Consider the following 9,515-nt stretch of genomic DNA (forward strand, 5'->3'; position numbering starts at 1 on the left):
TGCCGGGACCGCCGTGCCGGGACCGCCGCCGCGGACGTCGATCGCCGCGACCGCAGGGGAATCGAAGATGATCGCGGTCGTGCCGGAGGCGACTTTGGCATCCTCGGCATGGCCGACGCGGACGCCGGCGATGTCGGTGAGAAGGTTTTTCAAGGTGGCCTCGCGCGCTGATGAGGAGTTCGCTTCTGCGATAGCGCAGAGATGCCGCAGGCTCAACTCGCCAGCGCGGTCCGGAGCATCTTGGCGAGCTCGGATTTGCGGTAGGGCTTGGCCAGCAGCAGCACGCCGGAGTCGAGCCGGCCGTGGTGGACGATGGCGTTCTCGGTGTAGCCCGAGGTGAACAGCGTCTTCAGGTCGGGGCGGCGGCGGGCCGCTTCATCGGCGAGCTGACGGCCATTCATGGCGCCCGGCATGATGACGTCGGTGAAGAGCAGGTCTATGCCCTTGTCCGCGTCGATGATGGTGAGGGCTTCGGCCGCGTTACCGGCTTCGAGCGCGGCATAGCCGAGGCTCTTGATCTGGGTCACGACATATTGCCGTACCAGCGCGTCGTCCTCGACGATCAGGATCTTCTCGCTGCCGCCGGCGACCGGCGCGTTTTGGAGTGCCTCGAACTCGGTTTCCTGCACGCCGGTGGAGCGCGGCAGGTAGATCTTCACGCTCGTGCCGTGGCCTTCCTCGCTGTAGATCTTGATGTGGCCGCCGGACTGCTTGACGAAGCCGAACACCATGCTGAGCCCGAGGCCGGTGCCCTTGCCGACCTCCTTGGTCGTGAAAAACGGATCGAACACCCGCTCGATCAGATCGGCCGGAATTCCGCTGCCGGTGTCGCTGACCGCGATCATCACGTAATTGCCGGCAACGATGTCGGGATTCATGCTGGCATAGCCGTCGTCGAGGAAGACGTTGCGGGTCTCGAGTACCAGGGTGCCGCCGTCGGGCATGGCATCGCGCGCGTTCAGCGCGAGGTTGAGGATGGCGGTGGAGAGCTGGCCGGGGTCGACCAGCGTCGGCCAGGCATCCTCGGTGAGCTGAGGCATGATGGTGATCTGCTCGCCCAGCGTCGGATGCAGCAGCTTGGCGGCCTCGAGCATCAGCGCGTTGACGTCGATCTCGCGCGGCTGGAGCGGCTGCTTGCGGGCGAAGGCGAGCAGGTGCTTGGTCAGTTGCGCGCCGCGCTCGGCGGCGTCGTCGATCAGCTTGGTGATGGCGGCGAGCTCGGGCCGGTCGGCGACCGCATCCGACAGGATGCCGATCGTGCCGGTGATGACGGTCAGCACGTTGTTGAAGTCGTGGGCGACGCCGCCCGTCAACTGGCCGATCGAATCCATCTTCTGGACCTGCCGGAGCTGGGCTTCGGCGGCCTGCTTCTCGGTGAGGTCGCGGCCGATGAAGAAATGGCGTTTCACCGGCTCGGACCAGGTGCCCATCCAGTTCAGCGTGACCTCGTGACCGTCGTAGTGATAGTAGCGCGCCTCGAAGCTGCGCTTGACCGCGCCGCGCCGCGCCGCGCGCATCTCGCTGCGCGTCCTCTCGAGGTCATCGGGGTGGATGAACTCGATCGCACTGTGCCCGACCATGTCGTCCGGGCTGAAGCCGAGGATGTCCTTCACACTGGGGCTGACCTGGATGAAATTGCCGTAACCATCGGTGACCAGGATCAGGTCCTGCGAGGTCTCGAAAATGCGCTGGCGCTCCTCGATCTCCCGATTGAGCGCCATCTCCGCTCGCTTCCGTTCGGTGACGTCGCGGGCCACCTTGGACGCGCCGATGATCCTGCCCTCGGTCGATCGCAGCGGGACCTGGCTCAGCACCACGTCGATGGGCTGGCCGCTCTTGTGCAKCCGTACGGTCTCCTGCTGGTCGATGACCTCGCCGTTGCGGGTGCGGGCCAGGTTCTCGGCGACATCGTCACGCTGATCGTCCGGCATGATGATGTCGATGGAACGGCCGACCGCCTCGTCGGCGGAGTAGCCGAAGACGCGCTCGGCCGCGCTGTTCCAGGTCGTGATGGTGCCGTCGAGCGACTTGGTGATGATGGCGTCGTTGGAGGATTCGACGACGGCGGTGAACAGCCGCTCGCGCTCGGCGTGATAGTCGCGCTCGGCGTCCGATCGGCGCTTCAGCGCGCCGACCATGCTCGCGGTCTGCGCCTGGAGGCGGACATTCTCGACCAGGAGCACCGCGAGCACGAAAGTCGCCGCGCAGAGCCCGTAGAGGCGGCCGGCGTAGAAGCCGAGATCGAAGCGCGCGACGTTCACGATCGCCGAGAGCGCGATGTCGAACAGCCAGGCGCACATAACGACCATGAGCCAGACGTCGATCACCGAATGCGGCCTGCGGAACCAGAGCGAGACGAGGGCGGCAAAGCTGAGCGACCACACGAAGGACACGACGCCGATCATGGTCGGCGTGTAGTGGCCGTCGCGCAGCAGGACCGGGAGCAGATCGTGCTGGGCGGTGACGATCCAGGCGAAGACGGCCATGGCGGCGACGACGCCCAACACGATGGTGTAGATCGCCTTGGTCGTCGCGCCGCGGATCCTGGCACCGCCGTCGGCCTCCTTCAGCCAGGCATAACCCAGCACGAATATCGGGAAGCCGGCGTGCCAGATCATGTAGAGCCAGACCGTGGTTTGCTGGCCCGCGCCGAGAAGTCCGGTCGGGGTGAACAGTCCGGGGAAGGTGAAGGCATGAACCAGCGCCGCCGCGGCGGTGAACAGATAGCCGCTCGCGAGCCACAGCAGCGCGCGGGTCCGCAGCACCGAAAACTGCGACAGCAGCAGCRCGGCGGTCACGACGTCGCTCACGGCGAGGGCCGATTGATAGCTCGCGACAAAGCCCGGGACGGGGAGGAGCGGGGTGCCCGCGAACGGGACTGTCAATGCGAACAGGATCGCGGATATGCCGACGACTGCCAATGCAGCGGTGCGGTCGGTCGCGGTGGCCGGCAGGGTCGAAAGGAATGTGCTTCGGTCGATCGTTGCGGGCACGTCCACCTCTCGCAGACCGGTCTTCGCCATCTTCATCGACGTCATTCAAATCCCCGCAGGCCAGCGCTATGGTAGCGGGTTACGGTCGCACATTCTGGACTGTTGCGGCCGCGACTCAACCGAAGGTTACAGATTTCTTAATTCTGGTGGGACCACGGAATAGGGATCGGGTAAGATGCGATTTACTGGACGGTGCCATAATGCCCTTCGGCCGTCGTGGGTTCCAGGTCTGAATCGTCGATTTTGATCCCAGTATCCGGGAGTTGTTCCCTATGCCCCGCGTTCTCGTCATCGACGACCAGAAGGACGTCCGCGCGATGGTCGGGATCGTGCTTCGGGTCCATCGTTTCGAGGTCGTGGAGGCCGAAAGCGGCGCGGCCGGGCTGAACGCCTTCGAAGAAAGCCCGTTTGACGCGGCGATCGTCGATATCTTCCTTGGTGACACCAGCGGCGTCGACGTCATCGCGAGCCTGCGCGAGCGCGCCCCGGGACTCCCGATCATCGCGGTGTCCGGGATGACGACGCTGGATTTCATGGATCAATCGCCTCACCTTGCCAACGTGGTCTGCCTGCAAAAACCGTTTCGGCCGAACGATCTCCTGCAAGCGCTGCGGAAGGCCCAGACCGCAGCGGGCGGAGAAGTGCCCGCAGCCGTCTGACCCTTGCCCAAAGCCGTTGCCTAAAAGAAGAACGCCCCGGGCGAGCCGGGGCGTGATGACGCTTGGATGGCGGCCCTGAGGCCGACGCGTTAGGTGCCGCTGCCTTTGATCTCGGTGTAGCCGCCCTTGGCATCCCATTTGTAGACGACGTAGTCGATCTGCTTGATGTCGCCCTTGGCGTCATACTCGATCGGGCCGATCACGGTGTCCCATTTGCCGGCCTTCATCGCCTCCATGACCTTCTTGGCATCGGTGGTGCCGGCCTTCTTGGCCGCCTGCGACCAGACCTGCATCGCCGCATAGGTGTAGAGCGTATAGCCTTCGGGGTCGATGTTCTTGGCCTTGAAGGCATCGACGATCTTCTTGGCGGTCGGCTTGTTGCGCGGATCGGGGCCGAAGGTGAACAGGGTGCCTTCGCCGGCCGGGCCGGTGATGGAGGCGTACTCCTTGTCGGCGAGTGCGTCGCCGGCCATCAGCACCGTCTTGAGACCCTGGTCGCGCATCTGGCGCAGGATCAGGCCGCTCTCCTGATGGTAGCCGCCGACATAGACGAGATCGATGTTGTCGCGCTTCAGGCGCGAGACGATCGCGTTGAAGTCCTTGTCGCCCTTGTTGTAGGACTCGTACATCTTCTCGGTGACGCCGGCCTTGTTGAGCGCCTTCTTGGTCTCGTCCGCAAGACCCTTGCCGTAGGTGGTCTTGTCGTTGAGGATCGCAATGTTCTTGCCCTTGAAGTTCTTGGCGATGTACTGCGCCGCGATCAGGCCCTGCTGATCGTCACGGCCGCAGACGCGTGCCACGTTCCAGAGCTTGCGCTCGGTGAACAGAGGATTGGTCGAAGCCGGGGTGATCTGGAGCACGTTGCCGTCGGCATAGGCTTCGGATGCGGGGATCGACGACGACGAGCAATAGTGCCCGGCGACGAACGGCATCTTCGCGCCGGCGATCTTCTCGGCGACCGAGCGGGCCTGCTTCGGATCGCAGGCATCGTCCTCGACCGAGAGCGCGAGTTTCTTGCCGTTGACGCCGCCGGCGGCGTTGATATCGGCCACGGCCATCTCGGCGCCGTTCTYCATCTGGCGGCCGAAGGCGGACTCGCCGCCGGTCATCGGACCTGCGACTGCGATGCTGACATCCTGCGCGAATGCCGCGCTCGACAACGCGATCGATGCGCCGAATGCCAGACCGATGAGTTTCAGTGATTTCATGAGATACCTCGCGGGTGGTCGCCTGTGGAAGTTGCCGGGCATGCCCGGTCTAAACCGATGCCATTCTTGAACGAATTCGAGGAGAAGTCACCGGCAAAATACGGGCATTGGCGCAGATATCTCGCCAAATTCGGCCGCAYGTGGCCCGCCTCAGCCGTGTCGGCCGCCTTCCAGATAGGCGGCGCGAATCTCGGGGCGCTGCAGCAACTCGGCGCCGGTACCGGCCAGCGTGATCAGGCCATTGACCATGACATAGCCGCGATGGGCGAGCTTGAGCGCATGGTTGGCGTTCTGCTCGACGATCAGGACGGTCAGGCCGTCCTGCCGGTTCAGGGTGCGGATCGCATCGAAAATCTGGCGCGCGATCAGCGGCGCGAGCCCGAGCGAGGGCTCGTCGAGCAGGAGCAGGCGGGGACGGCTCATCAAGGCGCGGCCGATCGCCAGCATCTGCTGCTCGCCGCCGGACAGGGTTCCGCCGCGCTGCGCGTAGCGCTCCTTCAGCCGCGGAAACAGCGAGAAGACGCGTGCCAGCGTCGCGTCGCGTTCGGAATCGGTGCATCCGGTGGCGTCGGCCCCCATCTGGAGGTTTTCCGCCACGCTCATGCGCGGGAAGATGCGCCGTCCCTCCGGCGATTGCGCGATGCGCAAATGCGCGATCTCGTGGGTGGGCACGTCGGTGATGTCGCGGCCCTCGTACAGGATCTGGCCGGCGCGGGCCCGCGGCTTGCCGAAGATCGTCATCATCAGCGTCGACTTGCCGGCGCCGTTGGCGCCGATCAGCGCCACGATCTCGCCGGCATTGATCTCGACGTCGACGCCCTTCAGCGCCTCGATCTTGCCGTAGGCGGCGCGAAGGCTGCGGATCGCGAGCAGGGGAGTAGACGCCGAAGTCACGACCCGCCCTCCATCACGGCGACCGCCTCTTCCTCGTCGGCGCCGAGATAGGCGGCGATCACCTTGGGATCGTCGCGAACCTGGCGCGGCGTGCCTTGCGCGATCTTCACGCCGTGGTCCATCACCACGATGTGGTCGGAGATCTCCATCACCACCGACATATCGTGCTCGATCAGGAGGATCGAGGTGCCGAGCTCGTTGCGGATCGAGAGCAGGAGTTCGCTCAAGGCGGCGCTCTCGCGCGCGTTGAGGCCGGCGGCGGGCTCGTCCAGACACAGAAGCGCGGGCTCGGTGCACATCGCCCGCGCGATTTCGAGCCGTCGCTGGTCGCCATAGGCGAAATTGCCGGCGGCATCGTCGGCGCGGTCGAGCAGGTTGACCCGCCTGAGCCAGTCGGTGGCCAGATCGATCGCGCGCTTCTCGGCATCGCGATAGCCGGGCGCACCGATCAGGCCGAGGAAGGTGAGGCCGGAGGCCCGCATCAAGGCGTTGTGCTGCGCCACCATCAGGTTTTCCAGCGCGGTCATGCCGGGAAACAGGCGGATGTTCTGGAAGGTGCGCGCCACCTTGGCCTGCTTTGCGATGCGGAAATCGTTCAGCCGCTCGAGCGCGATGATCTTGCCGTCGTCATGGGCGAGGCGGATGGAACCGCCGCTCGGCTTGTAGAAGCCGGTGATGCAGTTGAAAACGGTGGTCTTGCCGGCGCCGTTCGGCCCGATCAGCGCGGTGATCTTCTTGCGCTCGGCCGAGAACGACAGGTCCTGCACGGCCACGATGCCGCCGAAGCGCATGGTCAGCTGGTCGACGCTGAGAATCTTGTCGCCGCTCATCCGTGCCCTTCCTTGACGAGGTCGGAGGAGATCGCCTGCGCCTTGGTCAGATACACAGTCGGCGCGCGATGGCCGATCAGGCCGCGCGGCCGCCAGATCATGATCAGCACCATGGCCATGCCGAACACCAGCATGCGGTAGGTCTCGAGGCCGCGGAACAGCTCGAAGCCGCCGATCATGGCCAGCGCGGCAAGCGCCACGCCGAGTTGCGAGCCCATGCCGCCGAGCACGACGATGGCCAGCACCAGCGCCGATTCCTGGAAGGTGAAGGATTCCGGGCTGATGAAGCCCTGGCGGGTCGCGAAGAACGCACCGGCAAAGCCGCCGAACATCGCGCCGGTCGCGAACGCGGTCAGCTTGGTGGTCGTGGTGTTGATGCCGAGCGCGCGACAGGCGACCTCGTCCTCGCGCAAGGCCTCCCAGGCGCGGCCGATCGGCAGGCGGCGCAGGCGGATCGTCACCCAGTTGGTGAGCAGCGCGAGCGCCAGGATCAAATAGAACAAGAAGACGATGCGATGGGTCGGCGAGTACTCGATGCCGAGCTTGGCGGCGAGCCCGTCGTCGCTGTTGTCGAGCGGGATGCCGAAGAAGGAGGGGCGGGGAATGCCGGGGACGCCGTTGGGGCCGCCGGTCAGGCTTTGCCAGTTGATGATGACGAGGCGGATGATCTCGCCAAAGGCGAGCGTCACGATGGCGAGATAGTCGCCGCGCAGGCGCAGCACGGGAAAGCCGAGCAGCACGCCCCAGAACGCGGCGAGGATGCCCGCGAGCGGCAGGCACACCCAGAACGACCAGCCGAAATTGGTGGCAAGCAGCGCGTAGGAATAGGCGCCGACCGCATAGAAGGCGACGTAACCGAGATCGAGCAGGCCGGCGAGGCCAACCACCACGTTCAATCCCCAGCCCAGCATGACATAGGTGAGCACGAGGATCGCGAGGTCGAGGATGTAGCGCTGGTTATAGAAGATCACAGGCACCAGCAGCGTGAAGATCAAGAGCGCAGGCGCCAGGTAGCGGCCGACGAACGACATCCCGCTCTGTACCGCGGGCGGCACCAGCTTCTCGGCGCCGGCCGGGCCGATCCATTGCCGGAGCAGCTCGATGACGATGGAGCCTCCGAACACGCCGGCGACGAGCGCTGCGACCTCGCCGAAACGCGTCCAATAGGTGAGCTGGCCGTCGGAGCCGGCCTCGGTTCGGACGCCGACCATCAGTGAGAACAGCACCAGCGCGACCAGTGCGCTGAGCAGGGATTTTTTCAGGATGTAGGTCAAGCCGGCGGTGCGGCTTGCGTGCGTGGTCTTGTGCGGGATGGGTGTCACGCGGCGGTCCGTCAGACTTTTTCGACTTCGGGACGGCCGAGCAGGCCGGTCGGCATGAAGATCAGCACGACGATCAGGATCGAGAATGCCGCGACGTCCTTGTATTCGACCGAGAAATAGGCCGACCAGAACGTCTCGATCAGGCCGATCGCAAGACCGCCGAGCATGGCGCCGGGCAGCGAGCCGATGCCGCCGAGCACGGCCGCCGTGAAGGCCTTGATGCCGGCAACGAAGCCCATGAAGAAGTCGACCAGACCGTAATAGAGCAGGTACATGAAACCCGCGACCGCGGCGAGCGCGGCGCCGATCACGAAGGTCATGGAGATGGTGCGGTCGACGTCGACGCCCAGCAGGGCCGCCATGGTCTGGTCCTGCTCGCAGGCGCGCATGTCGCGCCCGAGCCGCGTGCGCGACACCAGCCAGGTGAAGATCGCCAGCAGCACGATGGTGGTGATGACCACCATGATCTGGATATTGGAGAGCTGGATGACGAAGCCGTCCGCGCTCTCATGCAGCGTGTAGCCGCCGGTGATGAAGGGCGGGATCGGCTTGACGCGGGCGCCTTGCGCCACCTGCGAATAGTTGGTCAGCACGAACGACATGCCGATCGCCGACAGCATCGGGGCGAGGCGGAAGGAATGCCGCAGCGGCCGGTAGGCGATGCGCTCGATGGTCCAGCCATAAAGCGCCGTGATCGCCATCGCGACCAGCAGCACGACGAGCAGGATCACCGGGATCGCGGTCAGGCCGAGCGAGATCAGGATCAGGAAGGTGATCAGGGCTATGAAGCCGCCGATCATGAACACGTCGCCATGGGCGAAGTTGATCATGCCGACGATGCCGTAGACCATCGTGTAGCCGATCGCGATCAGGCCGTAGATGGAGCCGAGCACGAGGCCGTTAATGAGCTGCTGGGCGAAATAATCCATAGGCTGCCGTTTACCAAACCTGACGCGGCTCAAAGGGAGCTCTTCGAGAGAGAGTGATTGAGTTTCTTCTCGGGCCCCGGCAGCCCTTGAGCATTCTTCTCGTTTTGTAACAGGAGGGAACTGGCGGCCGCAACAGTGCAGGCCTAGGCATAAGGGCTTGTACAGAACTCATTTGGTGACGGACGTCATCTCCCCCGGTTCCGCAGCTGCGAGGAACCGGGTTCCGCACGGCAACCAAATCCAGGGACCGTTGTTACTTTCCCTCTGACGTCCAACAAGGGAGTTCCCCCTCGATGACGAAGCAGCAGAACCAGAATCCGGGTCAGCAGACTCAGAACCCCGGTCAGCAGCGCCCAGGTCACCAGCCAGGTCAGCAGCAGGGCGGCGGGCAGAAACCCGGACAGCAGCAGCAGAATGACCCGATGCGCCAGGGTAACCGGCCCGGCCAGCAGGGTGGCCAGCACGGTCAGGACGACTAGTTGGGAGCCCAGGAGTGAGCAGTTGTGTGAGTAGTTGCGAGTGAGCAGGAGTGAGTGAGGAAGGGCCCCGCCGAAAGGCGGGGCCTTTTTCGTTTGGGGCGCCGGCCGCCGGGCGGTTAAGGTAAACAAAGGGTTTAAATTGCCGCCACAGGCTGATGCGAGTTAGCTCCCGGCAAAGCCTTCCCATTGAAGGCAGCGTGG

The 9,515-nt window shown here is 64.8% G+C and carries 9 protein-coding genes; 2 read left to right on the top strand and 7 right to left on the bottom strand.

All coding sequences use genetic code 11. The annotated features are described in order from the left end of the window. Positions 1-153, bottom strand: a 153-nt coding sequence (locus AC1D00_RS13190; RefSeq protein ID WP_477010975.1) for a P1 family peptidase, incomplete at its 3' end; no start/stop codon positions are given. 59 nt (positions 154-212) lie between these two features. Next, positions 213-3,038, bottom strand: coding sequence for a PAS domain S-box protein (locus tag AC1D00_RS13195; protein ID WP_477010972.1), 2,826 nt, complete (start codon positions 3,036-3,038; stop codon positions 213-215). Between the two features lie 227 nt (positions 3,039-3,265). Here AC1D00_RS13195 and AC1D00_RS13200 point away from each other — a divergent pair, with 227 nt between their 5' ends. After that, positions 3,266-3,652 (top strand): response regulator, encoded by a 387-nt coding sequence (locus AC1D00_RS13200; RefSeq protein ID WP_404557840.1) that lies wholly within the window; start codon positions 3,266-3,268, stop codon positions 3,650-3,652. Between the two features lie 89 nt (positions 3,653-3,741). Here the strand turns inward: AC1D00_RS13200 and AC1D00_RS13205 are convergent, their stop codons facing one another. From AC1D00_RS13205 to AC1D00_RS13225, 5 genes are all read right to left on the bottom strand, one after another. Then, entirely contained in the window at positions 3,742-4,860 is a 1,119-nt protein-coding gene (locus AC1D00_RS13205; RefSeq protein ID WP_477010973.1) for a branched-chain amino acid ABC transporter substrate-binding protein, read from the bottom strand. 150 nt (positions 4,861-5,010) lie between these two features. Beyond that, positions 5,011-5,754, bottom strand: a complete 744-nt coding sequence (locus tag AC1D00_RS13210; RefSeq protein WP_135174195.1) for an ABC transporter ATP-binding protein — start codon at positions 5,752-5,754, stop codon at positions 5,011-5,013. Continuing rightward, a complete protein-coding gene (locus tag AC1D00_RS13215; protein ID WP_027548688.1) occupies positions 5,751-6,584 on the bottom strand; it encodes an ABC transporter ATP-binding protein in 834 nt (277 codons plus the stop codon). Before AC1D00_RS13215 ends, AC1D00_RS13210 begins: the two co-directional genes overlap by 4 nt. Beyond that, complete coding sequence (gene livM / locus AC1D00_RS13220) at positions 6,581-7,858, bottom strand: high-affinity branched-chain amino acid ABC transporter permease LivM (RefSeq protein ID WP_404559137.1); 1,278 nt, start codon at positions 7,856-7,858, stop codon at positions 6,581-6,583. Before livM ends, AC1D00_RS13215 begins: the two co-directional genes overlap by 4 nt. A 59-nt stretch (positions 7,859-7,917) precedes the next feature. Next, positions 7,918-8,835: an ABC transporter permease subunit gene (locus AC1D00_RS13225; RefSeq protein WP_027548690.1), complete on the bottom strand. Its 918-nt coding sequence runs from the start codon at positions 8,833-8,835 to the stop codon at positions 7,918-7,920. Between the two features lie 293 nt (positions 8,836-9,128). On the opposite strand from AC1D00_RS13225, the gene AC1D00_RS13230 reads away from it, so the two are divergent. Further along, positions 9,129-9,314, top strand: a complete 186-nt coding sequence (locus AC1D00_RS13230) for a hypothetical protein (RefSeq protein ID WP_477010974.1) — start codon at positions 9,129-9,131, stop codon at positions 9,312-9,314. Positions 9,315-9,515: the final 201 nt, after the last annotated feature.

The organism is Bradyrhizobium sp. P2_E8, assembly GCF_056403875.1.